The 19,649-nt window shown below is 42.6% G+C and carries 15 protein-coding genes; 8 read left to right on the forward strand and 7 right to left on the reverse strand.

All coding sequences use genetic code 11. The features are described 5' to 3' along the window. Positions 1-1,220 precede the first annotated feature (1,220 nt). Positions 1,221-1,571 carry a hypothetical protein gene (locus QUA01_RS11250; protein ID WP_333092441.1) on the reverse strand — a complete coding sequence of 117 codons (351 nt, stop codon included), beginning with the start codon at positions 1,569-1,571 and terminating at the stop codon, positions 1,221-1,223. 180 nt (positions 1,572-1,751) lie between these two features. On the opposite strand from QUA01_RS11250, the gene QUA01_RS11255 reads away from it, so the two are divergent. Further along, complete coding sequence (locus QUA01_RS11255) at positions 1,752-1,967, forward strand: hypothetical protein (RefSeq protein ID WP_333092443.1); 216 nt, start codon at positions 1,752-1,754, stop codon at positions 1,965-1,967. A 153-nt stretch (positions 1,968-2,120) separates the two neighbouring features. Then, positions 2,121-3,017 carry a pirin family protein gene (locus QUA01_RS11260; protein WP_333092445.1) on the forward strand — a complete coding sequence of 299 codons (897 nt, stop codon included), beginning with the start codon at positions 2,121-2,123 and terminating at the stop codon, positions 3,015-3,017. Positions 3,018-3,118: 101 nt separating this feature from the next. On the opposite strand, the gene QUA01_RS11265 is transcribed toward QUA01_RS11260, so the two are convergent. From QUA01_RS11265 to QUA01_RS11275, 3 genes are all read right to left on the reverse strand, one after another. Continuing rightward, positions 3,119-5,812, reverse strand: a complete 2,694-nt coding sequence (locus QUA01_RS11265) for a hypothetical protein (protein WP_333092446.1) — start codon at positions 5,810-5,812, stop codon at positions 3,119-3,121. Between the two features lie 2 nt (positions 5,813-5,814). Continuing rightward, on the reverse strand, positions 5,815-7,230 hold the full coding sequence (locus QUA01_RS11270; RefSeq protein WP_333092447.1) for a hypothetical protein: 1,416 nt from the start codon (positions 7,228-7,230) through the stop codon (positions 5,815-5,817). A 339-nt stretch (positions 7,231-7,569) separates the two neighbouring features. Further along, positions 7,570-7,977 carry a hypothetical protein gene (locus tag QUA01_RS11275; RefSeq protein WP_333092449.1) on the reverse strand — a complete coding sequence of 136 codons (408 nt, stop codon included), beginning with the start codon at positions 7,975-7,977 and terminating at the stop codon, positions 7,570-7,572. A 93-nt stretch (positions 7,978-8,070) separates the two neighbouring features. Between QUA01_RS11275 and QUA01_RS11280 the strand changes: the two genes are divergently transcribed. Then, on the forward strand, positions 8,071-8,418 hold the full coding sequence (locus QUA01_RS11280) for a hypothetical protein (RefSeq protein ID WP_333133149.1): 348 nt from the start codon (positions 8,071-8,073) through the stop codon (positions 8,416-8,418). A gap of 26 nt (positions 8,419-8,444) precedes the next feature. Further along, positions 8,445-8,648, forward strand: coding sequence for a DUF3606 domain-containing protein (locus tag QUA01_RS27390; protein ID WP_442921584.1), 204 nt, complete (start codon positions 8,445-8,447; stop codon positions 8,646-8,648). Positions 8,649-8,844: 196 nt separating this feature from the next. Here QUA01_RS27390 and QUA01_RS11285 read toward each other — a convergent pair whose 3' ends face one another. From QUA01_RS11285 to QUA01_RS11295, 3 genes are all read right to left on the reverse strand, one after another. Continuing rightward, on the reverse strand, positions 8,845-8,991 hold the full coding sequence (locus QUA01_RS11285) for a hypothetical protein (protein WP_333092452.1): 147 nt from the start codon (positions 8,989-8,991) through the stop codon (positions 8,845-8,847). Positions 8,992-9,221: 230 nt separating this feature from the next. After that, complete coding sequence (locus tag QUA01_RS11290; protein WP_333092453.1) at positions 9,222-10,754, reverse strand: ATP-binding protein; 1,533 nt, start codon at positions 10,752-10,754, stop codon at positions 9,222-9,224. A 42-nt stretch (positions 10,755-10,796) separates the two neighbouring features. Beyond that, the gene (locus QUA01_RS11295) at positions 10,797-16,157 is read right to left on the reverse strand and encodes a trifunctional serine/threonine-protein kinase/ATP-binding protein/sensor histidine kinase (protein WP_333092454.1); all 5,361 of its coding nucleotides are present in this window, start codon (positions 16,155-16,157) and stop codon (positions 10,797-10,799) included. 627 nt (positions 16,158-16,784) lie between these two features. Between QUA01_RS11295 and QUA01_RS11300 the strand changes: the two genes are divergently transcribed. From QUA01_RS11300 to QUA01_RS11315, 4 genes are all read left to right on the forward strand, one after another. Beyond that, positions 16,785-17,228: a DUF262 domain-containing protein gene (locus tag QUA01_RS11300; protein ID WP_333092456.1), complete on the forward strand. Its 444-nt coding sequence runs from the start codon at positions 16,785-16,787 to the stop codon at positions 17,226-17,228. A gap of 57 nt (positions 17,229-17,285) precedes the next feature. Then, complete coding sequence (locus tag QUA01_RS11305) at positions 17,286-18,038, forward strand: hypothetical protein (protein WP_333092458.1); 753 nt, start codon at positions 17,286-17,288, stop codon at positions 18,036-18,038. Positions 18,039-18,611: 573 nt separating this feature from the next. Next, entirely contained in the window at positions 18,612-19,202 is a 591-nt protein-coding gene (locus tag QUA01_RS11310; protein ID WP_333092459.1) for a ParA family protein, read from the forward strand. Beyond that, positions 19,199-19,450 (forward strand): CopG family transcriptional regulator, encoded by a 252-nt coding sequence (locus tag QUA01_RS11315; RefSeq protein WP_333092460.1) that lies wholly within the window; start codon positions 19,199-19,201, stop codon positions 19,448-19,450. The genes QUA01_RS11310 and QUA01_RS11315 overlap by 4 nt, the downstream gene beginning before the upstream one ends. Positions 19,451-19,649 lie beyond the last annotated feature (199 nt).

The following is a 19,649-nucleotide window of genomic DNA, read 5'->3' on the forward strand; positions in this document are numbered from 1 at the left end:
GTGACAGTCAACATCTCCAGCCCCAACACCAAAAACCTGCTCCCCACTCGCTGGGGAAACTAATTGAATGGAAACTTTTAAGGCATCACCTGCAGTATCCATCAGACAACCTCCCCACTCGCTGGGGAAACTAATTGAATGGAAACTATGTGACAGTCAACATCTCCAGCCCCAACACCAAAAACCTGCTCCCCACTCGCTGGGGAAACTAATTGAATGGAAACTTGAATCGTCGCTCATCTGGCTTCCTCCGTACTGTGAGAATAAACGTCCCCACTCGTTGGGGAAACTAATTGAATGGAAACGCTAAAACAAAATTAGTGGAAGTCTTCTATTAATGCGACAGTTTAAGGGAAACCATAAATAGCTGTTGACAAAAGACTAGATTTTTAATAGCCTAGTTTTGGGGGACGCCTCTACCGCATAGAGTAAACGTCCTTAAGGCATCGTCCTATCCCCCAGCCGAAGGGTTACGGCACTTAAATTTAAGTCGGCACTGCCTAAAAATAGGTAGCTAAGACAAATTTTGTCGAGGTCTTCTATTAATGCGGAATCGAAGGAGGCTTCGACCCCCGACACCGCAAACAGAAATTAAAAATCAGAGCCTTCTGTAGTGCCAAAAGCTCTAAGTTTTCAACATCGGGAAAACTTCAAACACAAACTTTTACAACTCAAATTTCAGCAATTAATCCGAATTGCGAAGAATTAACAAGCACAAAAAAAAGCCCCATGATTGGGGCGGATTTATTATATTGTTGGTTTCTGACAGAGAGGGTTGGTGAAACTCGTTCCTACGAGAATTGGGGCAGACACGATCGCTTATTACGGAGTCACCAAAACCAAATCATCCGCTGTTTTGACAATCTCAGAATTCTGCAAACCTAAATCTTTTAAACCTGGTTGAATGGAAACAAGCGATCGCAGCCACGGAACTTAACGCTAAATACTCCCCACTCGTGGGGCAAGCTAATTAAATTGAAACGGGCGATCGTCAAAGTTCAAGAGATACCAGGTTTTCAGTGGAAGCTCCCCACTCCTTGGGAAAACTTCTGTTTCTTAACCCAGTCAGTTCCTCCGAGTGATCGCCACTTTCCGAGTACAGCGATCGCCATCAATAGGAAGAGAATCCTTATCCCTCAACCTCTTTCAAACCATCCTCCAACAGCATCCGCACAATATCCACTTTCTTGCGCCCCGTCCTAGCTGCCAGCATCGACAGTTTACGGTGCTCTCCAGACGGACATATCCACAGTAAAACTGACAGTCGCTTCTTTATCGGGTGTTTGGAGGCGGTGAGTCAGGCTACTTTCCTTTGATTGAAGGGGAATGGGTTCTGACACGGGTGCGGACGGTATTGGCGGTGTTGGTGCTGGCAATACAGCTTCCGTTGCTGGCATCGTTTCCGATGTTAGTGATGCTGTTGGTTTTGCGGATAGCGATAGAGCTTCCGTTCCATTGGCTGTGTTTTCAGCGCGAGCGGTTTTACTTCCGATGCTGTTGGTGCAGCTTCCGCTGTACCCTCGACAAACTCTTCCACCGCACTGCCGAGCGGTTTGCGTTTCTAGCGTCATGACAGCGCCAAAAGTTCTAGTTGCTCCGCAGTTCCACTGGGTTACTGTGACTTCGATCGCTTGTAACGCGGACTTGGCTTACCCAACACCTTCAGTATTATCACGGAAAAATAGCAGCACCATCACTTGCTCTTAAGGGAAACCAGGAGATGATTGAGGTGTCGAGTTCAAAACAATCCCATGTCTTTACTCAACCTTCTCCCAGGCGCTATCAACGAATTAATCGCCACTGTCACCGATACTCACCGCCTCACTAAAGCTGACCGCTACGGCCTCATGGCTGCCATCTTCGATGAGTCCATCAGCGAAGAAGAACGCGGCTCGCTCGATCACCTAATTCGCTCCCTGCTCAAAGGTCGGATTCAAGTCACTGACGAACTCTCCACCGTCTCGTAAGCAGAAAGCTGGTTGAGAACTCGACACTCTACAACAGCTTTCCGTTGGGAAAGTTTAAACAATTGAAATACTCACCGATACAACTTTCTAGGGATAGCTTTTTGTATAATGCACTCTTGACACAGGCTTAGCATTCGCAACTTCACCAACATCATGACGGATAGCATCCAGCATCTCATCGAGCCGCACATTCAAGATTTGGGTGGATTCCAAGCCCGTCGCCTGCTTCCCTCAGACGTTCTAACACTGGTTGGCCCGTTCATCTTTTTTGACCATCTCGGCCCTGCGGTGTTTCCACCCGGTCAAGGCGTGGATGTCAGGCCGCACCCGCACATCAACTTAGCAACCGTCACCTACCTGTTTGAAGGGGTTTTGCTGCACCGCGATAGTGTCGGCAGCGTTCAAGAAATCCGTCCCGGCGCGGTGAATTGGATGACGGCAGGGCGAGGGATTGTCCACTCCGAACGCACCCCTGACGATGAGCGCAGCTTTGAAGCCATCCTGCACGGCATCCAAACTTGGATAGCGCTTCCCGACGAATACGAAGAAACAGAACCTTGGTTTCGGCACCATCCGGCTTCTGAGCTACCCGTTTGGGAGGATGCAGGAGTTTCGTTCACCCTGATTGCGGGTGAAGCTTACGGTCGCATTTCCCCAGTTGAAATATTTTCACCCATGATTTATCTGGACGTGCAACTGACTCCAGGCTCGCAATTTACCTTACCGGGCAATTACAGCGAACAGGCGGTTTACAGCGTAACAGAGGGGCTTGCGATCGATGGAGTGCCTCTGGAACAGCATCGGTTGGCGGTTCTAACTTCAGGCACATCGGTCAGCATTTCCGCATCGGGTACGGCTCGGTGTATTGTGATTGGCGGCGAACCTGTGGGCGAGCGGCATAAATGGTGGAATTTTGTTTCGAGCAGGCACTCGCGCATTGAGCAAGCCAAACTCGATTGGAAAGAAGGAAGGTTTGGTCAGGTTCCTGAAGAGACAGAATTTATCCCGCTGCCAGAAGAACCGCCTTTGCAAGCAGAGCAGCCGCTATGAATAACCGCAACCATCTAAATTAAGGAACTGTTTTTAGATGCAGAATCCGTCTTTTCTCCTCCACTCTTAGCAGATTATTCCTAAACCTGAGAAAGGTGCGATTAAGGTGAAAGACCGAAATCTTCCGGCTTCCACAAACTTGATGCCGCGCGACCGAACGCAAGAACATCCTGAATTTGCTCCTCGCTCATGCTTTCATCGAACAGCCAAACTTTGGTGGTGGGGATGCCGATTTCACCGTCTCCTTTTGTCCAAACCTTCATAGTTCGAGTTTCGCCAATCGCCATCTTAGAGCGGTCTGCTTCTGCAACAAATCCCAGCGGATAAAACCCAACTAACTCAGTGCTTTGGGAATACATCAAATCAACGGCCGGCGTGGGTACAATCTTACCGGTGCGGGGAGCAGCCCAATCCCGCAGCACGACTCTAATTTGAACGGTGCGTCCTTTCCACTTAGCCTTCGACCAATGGTTTGGTTGTTGTTTGTGGACGTTGTACACCTCAAAGAAACTCGGCGGGTCGGGGTTTTCTTTAAGTTCGGCCATAATCTCATCTGGGAATAGGTTGAATGCCAAGGAGCCAGAACTTCTCGAATCTTCTTTGACGGTATGGCTTGCCCGCCAATAAGCTGCTGCCCAAGATTTAACCGTATAGGGAGTGCCGTCGGGTTGAGTGACTTGTTCGATGGCTGCATTTCTTAAAGCTTGATACTTAAAGGCTACGGAGCGGATTCTCGCAGTGTCACCCTCATTTTCTGCTTTCCAAGCGATAGCAGCGCTCATTTCCGCAGCGTACCCATTTCTTTGCCCGAATGCGTAATTTTGTTGAGCTTCGGATACCGATACTGCGGAAAAAAGCGAATTCACAAAGGAGGTAAGGTTTAAATTGGTTTCTAGTTGGGCTGGTTGCCAGTAACTGTTTACTAAGCGGACTAATCGAGAGATAGTATCGTTAGCATCGGGTGCGACGTTACAAGGTCGGCTTAAATAACAATCAGGGTTTTTAAAATCAGAGAGCCACGGAATTTGAGCTGCATCGCCCAAACTGTTGAGATAATCTCCAACTTCCTTTAAACCCTCGCCGTTGTTTGGATAAGCCGATTTTAGTGAATCTACAGCGATTTGAAGTTCCTGGCTGAGGAAATCGATAATCGACATTTCTTGGGGTGCAGTTTGCATTCCGCCGGGAGGAATCATCAGCACGATTCCTTCAGCTCCCGCGCCTCTAGCGCGACCTAAAAGCGATGCTACGATTCCGGTACTGTCGTTCATGCTGTTGATGGCAACTTGTTGCAAAGTTCCGGGTAAAGCCATTTTTGGGAGTTTGCGAACTGATGGGGGTTTGTCGAAGTTGGCGATCGCATTTCTGAGATTTGGGTATTCAGTTGAGCGAATCAGTTGAATAAAATCTCCGTCGGTATCCCGTCCCAAGTTGAGCAGCAACTTCCGAGAAGCGGCCATCAATCCACCACCTTGGGCGTAAGTGCCTTCATGTACGTTTTCCCAAAGTTGGCAATCACCCCAGTGGCGCATGGGGTTGCAGAACACGATGTACTCACCCGTTGCCATACCGGGGGCGCAGAACACTTTTCTACTAAAAATTGTATTGCCGCTGGTGTCGGTAATTTCGTACTTCGCAAAATATTCATCGGGTTGTGCCATCAACGACCAGAACCTAACTCCCGCCGCTTTTGCTAAATTTAACCAAACTGTTCTCAGGCGCTCTTTAACCTTGGCGATAATATAGGGATGAAGCAGCAGTTTTCCGCGCAGGTCGTATTTGATGATTTGCATCGCCGTGTTAACATACTCTGCCTCGGATTGCAGCCCTTCATTGCCCTGCTGTATTTCTTGCTCTGCTTCATTTTGGTCGATTCTCAACAGCTCGGCTAAGTTTTGAATTGAGTTGAGAGCGCCGACTAAACGCTCGCATTTATTGATTAAACGGCTGATGATTCTGTCTTGTTCTAGCGTGGCGTAATCGAACCACTGAAATAGCATCCACCCAGCTTTTGCGGTGCGCTGCTCTGCTTCAAATACCAACCCGCAAATGAGTTTATCCGCGTAGTTTCCTAGCGCTGGTTTGTTGCCCTTCAAGGATGACAGGGGAATCACTAAATCCAAACCTGAATCATCGAGTTCGGGGTTGTAGGCGATGGTACCTTTGGCTACCCATTGCTTGAATGATGCTATCCTAAATTGTAATGGGATTTCTGGATCGCTGTTAAGATGAACGTCTCCAGTCCCCAATATTGTCATGAATTGTTTGGAAGCTTTGCCGTGACTATCTCCGCTATTCCAATGCCTCCCATTTGTGGGGTCATCTTGCGGGTTTCCCTGAGCATCTTTATGTTCGTCATCAACCACTACGTAATTGAATTCTCTGCCAGCTAAGAGTTTGCAGCCTGTATGTAAAATGCTGCCATAAATAATTCGTTTCCATTGGTCGGTTGTTTTGGTTCCGTAGTAGCTCGAACCGACGGGCGCTAGGTTAAATGTAAATCTGCCACTGTTTCTGGAATTGCTGGCTAAATCTAAGGTGTAGCGCTCTTTGCCCGCAACAAACGGATTCAACAGCGACGAATCTTTCGTAGTTGTCGGGATTTCTCCAATGCAAAATCTTTCCTTACCCGCATCTTGGTGCAATCCTGAAAGTAGCGTGTTTCGCAGAGTTACTTTGGGCTTGGTTGACCAGCTTTTGGCAACGCAATCCCACACAGACCAGATGGCAGTTGTCTGAATCTGCGCTAAACTTTCATCAACCCAAGAATAATCTAATTCGTATATTGTCGGCATAATTAATCAAAGAAGAAAAACTTTCCTGATGCTATTTTATCAATTTTATCAGTTCCTAGTGCTGTTGCGATTGCTGATTCCCCTAGGATTGGAATGGGATTGTCGGGATTAGTTAAATTATAAGCAACAGCATATTCTCTTTTGTTGTTCAACCCGACTCCGATAATGCGCTCAATGGGCAAAGGAGCATTTTGAATCAATCTTAGTGAAGATGTTTTAAATTGTTCTAAAACTTCAACTTTATTGGTGTCTTGCATATAAGCCTGAGATAGATGAAACTTTCCTGCGATAGAACCTTGAATATCAGCAAATACGTAAAGCAGTTCTGCTAGTGCAGTTTTATTTCTCATGGCTGCGATAATGATAACGGCTGCTCCGATTATCGGCGATGCCCAAGCCATTAGGTAAGCCCATCCACTCGCTTGCATCCCCGTAGCTCCAAAGAGTTTGGGTAGCAGCGATTGCCCTGCTTTCAAAGCGGAAGCGGCTAAATATCTCGTGGCATTAGCACCAGCGCTACCCATTACTTTTAGGACAACCGACACTACCGTATTAGTTAGCGCTGGCAGCAGTGTAGCTGGGATATTCACCGCTTTGAGGAAGAAACTGCTCAACAACCAACTTGCAATTCCAGTTAGTACAGTTGCTGCTCCTGCTACCGTTGCTGCACCTCCTACTGCGATAGGAACTATGGCACTAATAACGGGCGGTTTCCGAAATGTAGAATTTATGGAAAGGTCGAACTTTGAGGTAATTTCGTAAGGATTCATGGCGATAATCGTGGGAATAATCCCAGTTTGCATGGCTGCTATCCCAGCTTCAATCTTTCTGAGCCTTGCCTTGGCGTTGTTTCGAGGATTGCCTTGAAGTCCTTCAATTAAGGCTACAAGTTCATTTTTTAGCTCTCCTAGCTTGGTGATAGCGTCATCCTTCCACTGCTCTATTTGCTCGACTGCTGTAGCTCCTTGCTGTTGAATAGAGGCGATTTCAGCTTCAATGGCAGCTACTTTTACCGAGAGTTCTGGTAGGTTGAGTGATTCGTTGTGCGCCATAACCGAAGCTTCATAAATCGCTTTTTCAGTGTTGTTATTGGCAAGTTTGGCTAACTCGATTTGAGCTTTGCCGGCTAGGTCTTTGTGAACTTTGCTATTAAAAGCTTTATTGATGCCATAAACCGTTTCCAGAAACACGAGATTGCAATCAATCACCGTCGCTCCTAAATCTTGGGATGCCGTCACTAAATCATTAACGCTTCCCATCACTGAGTTTGTCATGATGAACTGAATGTGAGGCTGGCTAAAGTACCATTCTATACCGTTATTTAGAGCCGTAATAACTGCATCGGATATTTGCAATATGTCTTTATCTATCCAGCTATTGTTAGTTATCTGGTCGCGTAAATCGTCGAATTGTCCCATGATTTTAGCTGAGAAACTGCTTTTCCTACTTTAACGCATTTGCGATTAGTTTACTGTCTTAATCCATCCCATTGAGTTGACAACTTGACCTAAACTCCCAGCTCTTACTATTAATTTACGTTACTTTAGATTGAATGCACCTTAATGCGATTATGAGCTGAATTAAAATGAACGCCCTTTGATAAAAACTAACGTATTTTCTGTTCCCCAGTATGCAGGGTTCAATCCCTGATTGGCCAGATAGTTAGTGGGCCAGCCACTATGTCACCAGCCCGCTACGAGATTTTGATGCTTGAAAGAAGTTCTTCCGTACTTGGATGCGGGCTAGAACAATCGCTTTTATCCTTCCACCTCCCTTAACCCTTCCTCTAACAACATCCGCACAATATCCACTTTCTTGCGTCCCGTCCTAGCAGCCAACATCGACAGTTTGCGGTGTAGGGATTCGGACATATCCACGGTAAACCTAACCGTTGCTTCTTTATCGGGTGCTTGGAGTTTGCTCATCAAGCTAGGCTCCTTGGATGGAATGGGAACTGATTCTGTTGGTGATGCTTCTGGCTGCGGTGGTGTAGATGCTAGCAATGCAGATTTTGGTGTGGTCAGTGTTTCCGTTATTGGTGATGCTGTGGGTGTTGGTGCTGGCGATGCAGCTTCCGTTGGTGTTGGTGGTGATGCAGCTTCCTGAGCACCGAAGACAAACTCTTCCATCGCACTACCCAATGGTTTGCGTTTCTTGGCGCTCATGTTAACGCTCCCATAATTTCCTTAAACAATCGGCTGTACTCTTTCCCGGAATATGAGGCTGGTTGACCGCCCAAATCCCACACGCCAAGCTGCTTGACCCGAAGAATCGGCGATTACTTGTTTTTGGTGAATCACCGATTTGAGCACGGCTTGATGGTGGGTGCAAGTTTCCCCAACAACTCCATTGCTTCGGTTTTGAGCTTTGTCCCCTTCACCGCGCGGTTGAGAAACATCACCGCTTTGGGTGGGCCCTGTCTCACCGATTGTGCTTGTTTGATGAGTCGCACGGCATCGGCGATTCTCCCCAGTTCTAAAGTTGCAGAACTGGTAGGAATTAAGCCCAAGGGAGAACAGTTTGAACGCGGGAACTTCCGGTTTACCCGCGCCGGTAAAATTTGGGGTCAGTCAGCTTGGAAGGTTGAAAAAACTGTGTTAGAATAGAAATATAAATTTATCAAGACCAAAAAATGTCAGACGATAGGAACCGTAAAGGCCCTGAAGACCCAAATAGAATTAATCTCAACGAACCGTATGAGGTTCGTTATTGGACTAAAGAATTGAGTATAAATGAAGCAACGCTAAGACGTGCTGTTGATGAAGTTGGGGTTATGGTTGTGTCGGTAAGAGCTTGGCTTAACCGAACTGAAAATAGATACCTAATTGTTAATTAGGCCCAGAAATAGCGAAGGTGACATCAGTCGCAAAGTAACAGTTTAAACCCTTGCTAGATAATGATTTGAGCGTTTATCTCCTTTTTATTTAAAACGGCTCAAACAGAGAAAACTCGTTGAACCGATCCACGAAAAAACAGAAACCCATCGACGATAGCTTTTTACAAAACCCCGAACTGAGGCGCTCGTTATTGGATCAAAACGTCAGCACCATCTCCTCGTCCAACGCCTGCGGCACAGCAGTCAAATCAATCAGATAATCCCAAAACCTGGCTTTAAATATTTTGACTGATTCAGAACCAAGTTCTAGATAAGTTGTGGTAATAACACTATATAAAAACATACTTTTAGTTTAACTTTTACGTTGATAAATAGAGTAGTAATACTACTCTGCGCTAGCTGACTGAGTGTTGGCAGCTTCTGTAGGCGGAAGGGACATTGAAAAGCGGGCATTGTTACAAAACTTTACGTCGTGTCCTATTTTGTGCGTAGTGCGGCTTTAGCCCATTAACAATTACCCTGCTTTCATGCAACTGAAAACCGCTATATGATGAATTCCGCCAGATGAGTTTTCTAAGGCATAGCTACGGCGAAATTGGTTGGTATACAGATAGCTGGCATCTCAATAATAAACTGCGTTCCCTGCTCAGGCGTAGAAATACACTGCAATTGACCGCAGTGTTTTTCTAGCAGAATTTTTTTACTGATTGACAATCCCATGCCTGTCCCTTTTCCGATTGGCTTAGTAGTAAAAAAGGGAGTAAAAAGTTTAGAACGAACTTTCTCAGTCATGCCAGCGCCATTATCAGCAATTGTTACCCGAATGCCTGAATCAAGGCTAATGTTGTCTTGTGAAGTTCCCGGTAAAACTTCAGTCCGAATTAATATCTGGGGCCAAAAAACTGTACCTTTTTCTTTACTTACCCGCTCTTCCAAAGCATCTATAGCATTCGCTAAAAGGTTCAGAAATACCTGATTAAGCTGACCTGCATAACAGGTCAAAAGTGGCAACACATCATACTCTTTAATCACATTAATAGCAGGGCGATCTGACCTAGCTTTTAGTCGGTGCTGTAAAATCATCAAACTGCTATCAATCCCTTCGTGGATATCTACTGATTTGATTTCAGTTTCATCCAATCGTGAAAAATTGCGTAGAGACTGCACAATCATGCGAATGCGGTCGATGCCTAACTGCAAGGAAGAAAGCAACTTTGGCAAATCGTCCATAATAAATGACAACTCTCCATCTTCTATTGCCTTAAGAATTTCTGCTTTTGGTTGTGGGTAATGCTGTTGGTAGAGATTCAACAGATAGATGAGTTCTTTAATATAATCTTTAGCATAGGAGACATTGCCGTAAATAAAGTTAACCGGATTGTTAATTTCATGAGCTACACCTGCGACTAATTGACCAAGACTAGACATTTTTTCACTTTGAATTAGCTGGAGTTGCATTTCTTGCAGTTCTTTGAAAGAATGTTCTAAGGCAAGAGCTTTTTGGTGTTCTTTTTCTTCACTGCTCCGAAGTGCTTTCTCTACTTGTTCGCGCCGCTCTATTTCAGACTGCAATTTGTGACCTAAACAAAAACTTCTCAAAGCTGTTAGTACGGTAGTGTATAACTTTGATGTCGTTAGTTCAGTTTTAGTTTTATAGTCATTAATATCATAATTGATAATAATGCTTTTTTCTGGTACTTGTCCGGGTTGGCCCGTGCGTAAAATAATTCGCACTAACTGATTGCCTAACACTTCGCGGACATATTTAACAAACTCTAAGCCAGCATCATCCGTTTCCATGATTACATCAAGCAGGATGATAGCCACATCAGGATGTTCTTGAATTAACTGTTTAGCTTCCTTAGCAGAATAAGCACTAATAAAATTTAAGGATTTATTTTCAAAAACAAACTTTCTTAGGGCAATATTGGTGGCTGTATGAACTTGAGCTTCATCATCTACAATCAAAATTTTCCAGCTTTCAGTCGGGGTATCTTCTGACACTTCATCCGCAAAAAATAATCCCTCATCTGAGTTAAAATCTTCAGCAAATAACACTTCTTCAGATGATTTTTTACTTGAAAAGCTGTAAATACTCTTGTCCATTGCTGCTCACCTTTTTTGTTACTGATGTTTTGATTTAGGAAACTACGGTTGTGAATCGATTTGGACAGGTAGCTTAATAATAAATTTGGTTCCCACTCCGACCTCACTTTTACATTCTATTTCACCCAAAAGTTTTTGGGTAACTAAATTGTAGACAATATGCAATCCCAAGCCGCTACCACCCTGGCCGCGTTTGGTAGTAAAGAATGGCTCAAAAATTTTACTTAAATTTTCTGGGGGAATGCCTTTACCATCATCGGAATATTCAACTCTAAGTTGATCGCCCTCTTGCTGCCAATCAAAAGCCAGCTTTCCGGTAGCGCCCGGTTCGTAAGCATGAATCAGAGAGTTCATCAGTAAATTTGTGACAACTTGAGATAAAGCCCCTGGATAAGAATCTAGGGCCATTTTGGTGTCTCCCTTAATTTCGATCGAATGTTTGCTATTTCTCAATTTTGGTTTTAATTGGATTAAAATTTCATCGAGATAATCTCTTACTATGAAAGTTCGTCGTTCTTCGCTAGAGCGATCGACTGCCACTTCTTTAAAGCTCTGAATCAATGCCGCAGCCTGATTTAGATTAATTAGAAGGGCGTTACTGCTCTGGGTGGCTATATCCAAAAATTCTTCTAGCTCGGAGCGCTTCATTTTGCCACTCTTATAAGTAGAAGCAAATTCTGTGGTATGTTCTGCCAAAGCTGACGCAACGGTGACACCAACGCCGATGGGAGTATTAATTTCGTGGGCGATGCCTGCAACTAATCCTCCCAGCGATGCCATTTTTTCAGATTCGACTAGCTTACTTTGAGCCGCTTTTAAAACATCCAGCGTGTTGGATAATTCGTGGGTGCGATCGCTCACTAATTGCTCTAAGTTTTGATTGAACTCCTGCAAGTTATTGTAGAGTTGGGCATTTTCAATGGAAATCGCTATTTGGGCAGATAACAATTTTAACAGCTCCAGCCTATCTGTAGTAAAGGCTCCTTCTGTCAGGTTGTTTTCCAGGTAAAGAATGCCTGTCAGCTTGCCCTGGTGCAGCAGAGGAGTGCAGAGAATGGATTTCGGTTGAGTGGCTGCAATATAAGGATCGCGGGTAAATTGTCCCTCTTGGGTGGCGTTATTTAAAAGCACGTTTTCCTGGGTGCGAATGACGTAGTGGGCGATGGCACTTGCTAGTTTGGACATTTCTCCAGAAGCAGCTTCTGCATTGAGAGGAAGCGATCGCAGCACGCTAATTTCATCCCCCTTAACGGAACCTTCAGCCTCAATCGCCCAGTTTCCCGCTTTTTCTAAAATTAAAAAGCCTTTTTGGGCGCCTGCATTTTCGATCGTAATCTTCATCAACCTTTCCAGCAACTTACTCAAAACTATTTCACCTGAAATCGCTTGAGAAGCTTTCATTACTGTGGCTAAATCTAGCGTCTCTCCCAAATTAGTGCTAGTGGTAGTAGGCGCGTTCGTTGTTCGGTTAACTTTTGTTTGAGTTGTTGCATTGGCTGATGTTCTAGCTAGGAATTGGGGATATTTCTTTTCTAAATCCTCAACTTTAGCTAGAGCGCCCCAGAGTTGGTAGCCATAGTGAGCTTTTTGCATATAAAGTTGAGCAAAATCTTCTTTTCCTTTAGCTAACCAGAATTTAGCCGCTAGTTCATTTCCTAAAGCTTCGTTCTGGATATATTCGTTTTTTCTAGCCGAAGTGATCGCTTTGTCGTATAAATCCATTGCTTCTAAATCCTTACCAGAAATCCGCGCTATTTCGGCCGCTATCAGTAAATACTGATGTAGATAATTATCTGGGCAGTTATCAGCCCAAATTTTTGTTTTTTCTAAAATATTATGTAAAATTTGCCAGTAGTTTTCTTTTTCATCAATAGTAGCCTTTGAATAGACACCAGCCACACTTAATGAATAATAGAAATAGTGTTGAGTGATATTAAAAAAACCGAAATTATTAATGGTTTTTTCATTTTCTTGAGCCAGCTTGAGAGATTCAGTATAATTATCATAAATGAATAAAACTTGAGCCTTGAAAGTTATATACCAAGTCTTAACATGATAAAACTTCGTATTTTCCCAGTGTTGCAAGCACAACGATTCACTATATATTTCATCATCGAAGCTGTATTTGTCTTTAGTCAATCCTTGTATATTTAAAATAGTTTGCTGTAAAGACATAAATCCATACAGCATACTTAAGTCATTTGTTTGCTTCATAACAGCTATATATTTACAAGATTCTTCATAAACCTCTTTTAGAGGCTGACCTATAATGAATCTCGTCCATATACTAAACATAATCGTCCAAACTATGTAAACTAAATCGCCACACTCTAGCCCACCTTTATAAGCTGTCCTAAAAATATTTAAGTTGGTTTTTAAATGATTATTATAAGGATTAATTCTCAAAGCAAAAAGATTAGGAACTTTACAACTAAGGCTCTTGTTGTTAAATTTCTCATTGAGCTTTAAAGCTAGCTTACCAAATTCATAAGCTGATTTATATTCATTTCGAGATGATAACAACATTCCATAAGTAACATAACCGAAGGCTGATAAATCTGTGTTTCCATACCTTAAGGACATATTAACTATCTTTAATATAGATAAATCTAGCCAATTTTGATGTCCAACATAATAAGCTACCGCCCACAAATCAATTAATAATTTAATGCTCGCTCTTTTAGTCAAGTCTCTAAGCTCAGGAGCATGGATTAAATCAGTAACTTTTCTTTGGGACAGATTTAACGATACCTGTTGTAATTCTACTTCTACTGCCTTTGGTAATTCTTTTTCTGTACGAGGCAAATCCATACCCAAACATTCTAAGCCAGCAAGCGTGAACTTTAGGGCTTCATCTTTCCGTGATAAAGTTGAACAAAAAAAGGTATAAAGAGAATAAATTTCTGCTTTATCTATGGCTGATTTGCTGTTACTTAATGCAATCTTAAAAAGTTCTTCTGCTTCCTCAAGATTGCCCGCTAAATACTCGCACTCACTTCGATCCCTATAGAGAGTAAATGTTAATTCATAATAATTTTCCCAAGCCTGAATCCCTAGTAGTTTTATTCCTAAAGCAAAATAGGTAGCTGCTGTTTTATAAGCTGTGGAAGCTTTGCCTTTTTTGCCTGCTATTAAATTCAATTTTGCTAATTTCACTTTCTCTTCTAAATCATCAATCAATTCCACACCAGTATTAAGATGATTGACCAGAGCGAAAATCTTTTCTTCCAGTTCTTCTTCAGGAGTATTTTTTAAAAGCAGTTGACCGATTTTGAGGTGAACTTCTTTTTTATGCTCTTCTGGGATAGTGGCATAAGCTGCTTGTTGCACTCGATCGTGCAAAAATTTAAAACTAAGAATAATTAGGGGAGCATTTATTATTTCTTCTCGTGTAATTTCCCACTCAGAAATAGGTAACACTAAACCTTCCTGAATTGCTGGTAAAAGGTTTTGATAAGCGACTGCTGTTGATGTTTCATGGATAATAAAAAGGGTGTGCAAATCAAATGTGTTGCCTACACAAGCAGCTAACTGTAAAACCTGCTGTGTAGAGGTAGGAAGTTTTCTTAACTTCCTAACCATTAACTCCACAACATTATCAGTAATACCTATTGCCTCAATTAAAGCAATGTCCCATTGCCATTGGGGTTTACTGCCTTGAGACGGAGGAATAAATATAAGTAAGCCTTCCTGATAGAGAGTTTGGAGAAATTGATTAACAAAAAAGGGGTTGCCAGAAGTTTTTCTGATTACTAATTGAGCTAATTGTTCTACTGCAATTAGGTGAGAGTGTAACGTATCACAAATTAAGTTGCAAATATGTTCAATAGCTAAGGGAACTAATGTAATATTGTTAATAACAGAAGCTTTAGACTGTAGTAAATCCAGAGTTATCATCAACGGATGTCCGGGATCGACTTCGTTATTTCGATAGGCCCCAATTAAGAACAAATAGCGCGTTTGTGCATCTGTCATCATTACTTCTAGCAACTTCAGCGTGGCAGAATCAGCCCATTGTAAATCGTCTAAAAAGATGACTAAAGGATGGTCAGATGAGCAAAACACGCCGATAAATTTTGGAAATATTGAATTAAAACGATTTTGTGACTCGGCTGCTGCTAATTCTGGCACGGCTGGCTGCTTACCAATAATGAGTTCCACTTCTGGAACGACATCAATAATGACTTGTCCGTTTTTACCCAAAACGGCTAAAAGTTTTTCTTTCCATTGAACTAATTGTCCTTCACTTTCAGTTAGTATTTGCTTCACTAAGGATCGAAAAGCATTGATGATAGCCGCGTAAGGAATATTGCGTTGAAATTGGTCGAACTTACCCGCAATAAAATAACCCCTTGCCTTAGTAATGGGTTTATAAACTTCTTGCACTAAGGCTGATTTGCCAATGCCAGAGTAACCCGATACTAACATGATTTCTGTCTCGCCATTGCTGACGCGCTCAAACCCAGCTAGCAAGGTTTCTACTTCTTGTTCTCTCCCATAGAGCTTTTGCGGAATTTGAAACTTATCGGTAATATCTTTTTGGGCGATCGCAAAATCTACAATCGTTCCTTTAGCCTGTAGTTGTTCTAGGCATTCTTCTAAATCTGCGATGATTCCCCAAGCACTTTGGTATCTTTTTTCAGCCGTTTTTTCTAAGAGTTTCACTACAATATCAGACACCGCTTTAGGAATTTCTATTTGTGCCTTGATTTCATGGGGCGGTACTGCTTGTTTAGCAATATGACAGTGCACTAATTCCATTGCATCGTTGTAATCCCATGGCAGTTGCCCCGTTAGCAGTTCGTAAAAAGTGATTCCTAATGAGTAAAAATCGGTGCGGTAGTCGATCGCTCGGTTCATTCTGCCTGTTTGTTCCGGCGATATATAGCTCAGAGTGCCTTCTAAAACATTAGGATTTTTTAGGGTAGGATTCTCACGATTTAAAACAGTAGAAATGCCAAAATCTATGATTTGGACTACCCCTGTTGTCGAGTTAATAATAATATTGCTGGGGTTGATATCTTTATGAATAATGTTATGTTGATGAAGGTGGCCTAAAGCTCTGGTTATTTTAATAGCGGTTGCCAAAAACTCTTCTAAGGTAAGTTGTTGAGAAGCCAACCACAGCTTTAATGATTTTCCACCACTATCCTCGAAAATAATAACTAAACTGTTTTGATATCTTTCTAAGCTGTAAGTTTTAGGCACACTTTCTAGGTTAAGATTGCGTGTAATTTCGTATTCCTGCTTGTATCTGACTAACGAAGCTGGCATCGGATAATCTTGCTTGAGAAATTTGAGAATGACTCGTTGGTTGTCTTGTTTTCTCAGTCCTCGGTAAACTAAAGAATTGTTACTTTCATGGATTTGGTTGGTAATTTCGTAGCCGGCTAAGTTAATCATCTTTGCAGCCTCTGTTAATAATTAATACACATTTTTTTTAGCAATTTTCAATTTGTAAGTAGATATATCCTCTAATATAAAGACTAGCCTGCACTTTAAGCAAAATTTAAATTTTAATTAAACAATATTATTTTTTACATTTCTTTAAAAAAGTACAAATAAATATTTATGTTAGGAGTCTGATCGCTTCGTTGCATAATTATAGTATGAATAGGTGAAATCACCATGCAGTCAGGAACTCAGGTCTCAAGACACGCTCGCTTGTAAAACACTTGTCTGGCAAGCTATTCTGACCAGCTATAGTCTTAACTGACTACGTTATTTAGGTCACGACACTCCTTGAATGCGACGCTAGTTCCCCGCTCTGTCATTTGCGGTTAAACAGTCTTAAAGTCACTCTCGACAGTGCTGCAAGTCTAACAAGCCTTTATAACCTTGACCGACAAGCGAACATTACCCGAAAGGGAGATTGAGGCAACCATACCTCTCCACCCCGCGAGGGGATTCAAGGCGATTGAAATCGCCGAGCCGTTTTCCTCTCAGGACTGAAGTCGCTGAGTTTCCCACTTACCGAGCTTTTTTTTATGAATATTGAGGCAATGATAACCTTAAAATAGGAAGGTAAGTATGAACATAACTAGCTACTTAATCTCAGGCGAAACATTTAGTACAGACAATCAATCCAATTGCTCTGAGATCTCTTTTTCAGACGAGCAAATCAACGATAAATACAAGAGAGGCGAGATCAGAATTGTAACCGAGCAAGCTCGTTATCCACTTGACACCATAGAAACTATGCTGGATAGCAAGCAGGGAGAGAGCAAAAAATATATCTTAAATCCTGAGTACCAGCGTAGAAAAAGGTGGGACAACACTCGCAAATCTCGTTTAATAGAATCATTTATAATGAATTTACCTATTCCTCCTATTTTTCTTTATGGAGTAGACTATTCTATTTATGAAGTAATGGATGGACAACAAAGGCTCACAAGTATTTATGATTTTTATCAAGGGATATTTGAGTTAAAAGGATTAGAACAGTGGCAAGAACTTAATGGCAAAAGATATTAGGATTTACCCGAACAAGTTAGAAGAGGTATAGATAGGCGTTATTTGTCATCGATCGTATTGTTAGAAGAAACAGCAAAAACCAGAGAAGAAGCTGAAAGTCTCAAGCGAATAGTTTTTAAAAGATTAAATACTGGGGGTGAAAAACTAACACCACAAGAAACAAGAAATGCTTTACATAATGGCAAATTCAATCAACTCTGCGTGAAACTTGCCAAAAACGACCTCTTTCGTAAAATGTGGCAACTACCGTTAGAAAGCGAGGTGGAAGATTTACTACTTAAAAGCGAAGAAGAACTCGAACGATCGGAATTTTCAGCGAGATTAGCATTATACCGTAAAATGGAAGATGTTGAATTGGTTTTACGATTTTTTGCTTGCAGGCATTTAGACAAGTTAAAGTCCCCGATATATGTTTTTTTAGATGATTATCTGAGACAAGCCAATAGCTGGCTGGATCGAGTTTTGAACGCTCTGGAATCTCTATTTAACGAAACTATTGAGTTGGTTTACACAGTTTTTGGTGAGAGTGCATTTTTGGCTCCTTCAATAACCCAAGAATCTAAGAGTCCGAGAAAGATTATTTACGATTCATTAATGCAGGTTTTTTCAAAAAATCTGATATACAAAACCCGTATTATAGCAAATGCGGAAACAATCAGGCAAACCAGATATTTCGATCCTGATTTCTTGTTGTGTCAAGAAAAAAATAGGCATCTGTTTGATGGAAGGTATAACGAGCGAAAGGATGTGGAAAATCGCATAGAATATTTTAATAAATTTCTACAAGGATTTATCAAAAATGGGGGGTAATATATGGATATAACATCCATCAGACCAAAGAAACTGCTGGAGTTTACCCCAAAAATATCAGTGATTAGGTACTTAGCCTTGCAGACTTTGACCAACAACCAAAATTCTAAAAAGCTTTTAGTAAAACATCTCATCATCCCAGACTGGATGAAGTAATCGTTTTGTTGATGTGCAGAAGTAGGGCGATCGCTCTTGCACGTCATCAAAGCACCTTTCCAGCCGCGCGCGCTCACACCATGTGCCAGTTGCGTAAGTCCTGAATTATTCAACTAGACATCTAGACGTTTAGATGATTAAACCGCAGGTGATGCTCTTCCCAATGTTATCGCGCCATTCGATCTCTCGAATGGGAGGCAAACTCTTGCAGCATGACAACTGCTTTGATTTGTGGGAATCTCCACCGCCTCCAATCACCTACAACCGAACGCTACGTTGTTATCGTTAATTAGCCGAGCTCTCCCCGCCCCATAACTGGCAAGATACGGCATCCTTTTAAACATTCAACCATTCAAATGTCTAGACATTTAAATGATTAAGAGGTAAAGTTGATTTAATTAACGTATCGATAAACTTATGATCGTGACAATCGCCTCATTCAAGGGCGGAGTCGGCAAGACAACTACAGCACTGCACTTGGCGGCTTACCTGCAAACCAAAGCGCCTACACTTTTGGTAGACGGCGACCTTAACCGCAGTGCTTTGGATTGGGGTGCGCGGGGTTCCCTCCCGTTCAAAGTGGTGGATGAAAAGCAAGGAGTTCGCTTTGCCAGAGATTACGAGCACATCGTAATAGACACGCCTGCCAGACCAGACCCTGACGAACTCAAAACTGTAGCTGAAGGTTGTGACTTGCTGATTTTGCCGAGTTCTCCCGATGCGATGGCCCTCACCGCAATGCTGCAAATGGTGGAAGCTCTGCATTCCCTAAAATCGAATTACCGCATTTTGCTCACCCTCATCCCGCCCGCTCCTAGCAAAGTCGGGATTGAGTCTCGCAGAACGATCGAGAAAGCTGAGTTGCCGATATTCAAAGCTGAGGTCAGGCGGCTGGCAGTATTCCAAAAAGCAGCGCTCGCCGGGGTTCCCGTAAGTGCTGTCAAAGATGCCTACGCCAAAGCTGCTTGGGGTTGTTATGCCGCTGTCGGCAAGGAGATATTGCCATGAGCCGCTTTGATGATTTGTTAAAGGCAAAAAACCTCAAACCCGGCGAACCAGATATCGCCCCTGCACCAACTCCCGCGTTACCCAAAAGCAAAGACCCCAACTTTGTCAGGGCTACGGTTTATCTGCCCAAACAAATGCACCGCGACCTCAAATCTGCTGCCGCACAGTCAGGTGAAGAAATCAGCGAGCTGGTTGAAAAGTCCGTCGCTCAATACCTCCAGCAACTTAGTGCCACTACAAACATTTGAACATTTGAATATTTAAACATTTGAATATTTGAACGTTTGAATATTTGAATGTTTATTAAATCTACTGGAGTTATTTCTCCCGTCTATCGCTGCATTCTGGAGGCCAGCGTACTGGTGGTAAAAAACTCAGAACTTACGCAACTATCACACGCGATGCTTAGCAAAACTAGAGCAAGAAGGTTTGGAGGACAGAGCCTTG

It is taken from the genome of Microcoleus sp. S36a_B3 (assembly GCF_036700745.1).
Classification (GTDB): Bacteria; Cyanobacteriota; Cyanobacteriia; order Cyanobacteriales; family Microcoleaceae; genus Microcoleus.

What these genes read in the sequence shown, in the direction of transcription:
- QUA01_RS11250 (WP_333092441.1), bottom strand. Translation starts at nt 1,571, where the DNA reads ATGACGCTAGAAACGCAAACCGCTCGGCAGTGCGGTGGAAGAGTTTGT.
- QUA01_RS11255 (WP_333092443.1), top strand. Translation starts at nt 1,752, where the DNA reads ATGTCTTTACTCAACCTTCTCCCAGGCGCTATCAACGAATTAATCGCC.
- QUA01_RS11260 (WP_333092445.1), top strand. Translation starts at nt 2,121, where the DNA reads ATGACGGATAGCATCCAGCATCTCATCGAGCCGCACATTCAAGATTTG.
- QUA01_RS11265 (WP_333092446.1), bottom strand. Translation starts at nt 5,812, where the DNA reads ATGCCGACAATATACGAATTAGATTATTCTTGGGTTGATGAAAGTTTA.
- QUA01_RS11270 (WP_333092447.1), bottom strand. Translation starts at nt 7,230, where the DNA reads ATGGGACAATTCGACGATTTACGCGACCAGATAACTAACAATAGCTGG.
- QUA01_RS11275 (WP_333092449.1), bottom strand. Translation starts at nt 7,977, where the DNA reads ATGAGCGCCAAGAAACGCAAACCATTGGGTAGTGCGATGGAAGAGTTT.
- QUA01_RS27390 (WP_442921584.1), top strand. Translation starts at nt 8,445, where the DNA reads ATGTCAGACGATAGGAACCGTAAAGGCCCTGAAGACCCAAATAGAATT.
- QUA01_RS11285 (WP_333092452.1), bottom strand. Translation starts at nt 8,991, where the DNA reads ATGTTTTTATATAGTGTTATTACCACAACTTATCTAGAACTTGGTTCT.
- QUA01_RS11290 (WP_333092453.1), bottom strand. Translation starts at nt 10,754, where the DNA reads ATGGACAAGAGTATTTACAGCTTTTCAAGTAAAAAATCATCTGAAGAA.
- QUA01_RS11295 (WP_333092454.1), bottom strand. Translation starts at nt 16,157, where the DNA reads ATGATTAACTTAGCCGGCTACGAAATTACCAACCAAATCCATGAAAGT.
- QUA01_RS11300 (WP_333092456.1), top strand. Translation starts at nt 16,785, where the DNA reads ATGAACATAACTAGCTACTTAATCTCAGGCGAAACATTTAGTACAGAC.
- QUA01_RS11310 (WP_333092459.1), top strand. Translation starts at nt 18,612, where the DNA reads ATGATCGTGACAATCGCCTCATTCAAGGGCGGAGTCGGCAAGACAACT.
- QUA01_RS11315 (WP_333092460.1), top strand. Translation starts at nt 19,199, where the DNA reads ATGAGCCGCTTTGATGATTTGTTAAAGGCAAAAAACCTCAAACCCGGC.